The 1,807-nt window shown below is 57.9% G+C and carries 1 protein-coding gene; it reads right to left on the reverse strand.

The window, feature by feature from the left end; translation table 11 throughout:
* Nucleotides 1-209: 209 nt before the first annotated feature.
* Nucleotides 210-1,286: a hypothetical protein gene (locus AB4Z51_RS44775; RefSeq protein WP_441499750.1), complete on the reverse strand. Its 1,077-nt coding sequence runs from the start codon at nucleotides 1,284-1,286 to the stop codon at nucleotides 210-212.
* Nucleotides 1,287-1,807 lie beyond the last annotated feature (521 nt).

A 1,807-nucleotide genomic window follows, 5' to 3' on the forward strand; every position in this document is an offset into this window, starting at 1 on the left:
CCGCCGGAAAGTGCCTCCAAAAGCGCAATATCGCGTCGCGATACCCACTTTGGCCAGTCATTGGACGCTCCGACGCGAGACATCGGCCGCCTGCAACGATTGGCGACCACGGCCGCGTGCCGACCTATCCGTTTGCACACACCCAAGACCCGGAACGGACATATCGAAATCAAAATAGACCGAAACGGACGAGAAGCACCGCGACTCAACTACGGGAGTCCTTTTGTCACCGTAAAGGGATTGAACCCACGTTCCGCGAGGGCAGCCCACGAAGCTGCGCCAAGATGTGACAATCGGAAATAGAGCCGCGGTTTGGTCGGATCGGTGTCCAACACGAACCCGGTCGGCAACTCGCGGGCAGTTGTGGCATAGAACCCACCATCCGGCGACCTCTGGGATTCGACTACAGCGATCAACGAGTCTGCTCTCCCAGTCCTGCCGAGCAATTTCATCAAGAGAGCCATTTGGCCCGTTCCTTCGGTCCACACACCGTCTCGGTCTTCACCGTAAGAAAAGCCCTCATCGACACTCATTCGCTGTTCGGCGGTCGTAATTGCCGATGCAAATTTCTCGACCGCTCCGTGGAGCGCTATTAAAGGCCAGACCTGAGCATCGAGAGCCAAAATCGGATTGTGCGTGACACCGTCTTCAGCGGTACCTGCGGCGAAACAGGCGCATGCCGGATCCCACATCGTATTTACGAAGTACTCAGCGACCGTTGCCTTATCGCGCCAGYGCGAATCCCCTGTACGGATCGCAAGAAGGCCAAACGCGGCGGCGAGGTCAGTATTATGTTCAGTCGATTTCCACGTCCGCACTTCCGGCGTCGGTTCGTGCCCAAACGTACCACCCGTGAAACCGCCAGTACCGCGCGTATCGGCCCATTGCGCGACCCAGGCGCCAAGCCGTGCTGCACCATCGCGGAACCGAGAGCCGGCGTTCACATCATCAAGCGACAGCAACGCCAACATGGCCCATGCCATGTTACCAACATCGCTGCCCACCTGATATCGATCCTCTAACCATTTGTTCTGAGTATTGTCCCACCACCCCGGAAGTTTGACGGGGCCATTCCCCACCACGCCCGCGGCGTAAGCGTTCCGGAGCCGTCCATCATGCCAGGTGCGGTCGTTGTCGATGGCCCAGAGAAGCGCCGAGCCAATCCGATACGCTTTGTCTTGCTCACCGCAACCGACCAACGCGATGGCGGCTACCGCATTGTCATAGAGGTAGGCGGCGCCATGCAGAGGCCCCGATTCGACGGTCGGATAGCTGGGCAGGAACAACGGCCCTGATGGCGGTGCCTTATCAATTAGACCAGCGAGGTATCCGCACGCTGACGTTTTTGGTGCTGTTGAGGCTTGCAGTGGAGCGGAGGCCATCATGATTGCGAAAGTCGCGACGATCCAGGTCTGAAGGCAGAGTCCGCGACAACGGTAGAAGCAACAAGTGATTGGTGCCGGTAGCATTTCGCTGCCTCTCGTGTCTTTTCAACCAAGATAGACTTTAGGACATCGGGAAGAATCCGGTCAGGATCGAGAAAAAAAAGTGCCTTCGTCTTCAATGGCAGCTTATGGCACTTTTCGGACCTGCGGCGGCAGTGTTCCGATGTCCGCTGTTGAGGGTTGAACGGACCTAAATCAGCCGCGCCCGAAGGTCGCCTTTTGACCCTGGCTGTGTGAAAAGCCACGAGTCGGTTACGATTCCTCCGTTTCCTGATGGGGGATGTGGATGGGACGCTTCGTTGAAGGCGCGGACAGATCCCAGCTGACGCTCTTGCCGGAATGTCTGGAGGATTGGGTAGACG

The sequence above is a fragment of the Bradyrhizobium sp. 2TAF36 genome, assembly GCF_052114925.1.
In the GTDB taxonomy this organism is placed as follows: domain Bacteria; phylum Pseudomonadota; class Alphaproteobacteria; order Rhizobiales; family Xanthobacteraceae; genus Bradyrhizobium; species Bradyrhizobium barranii.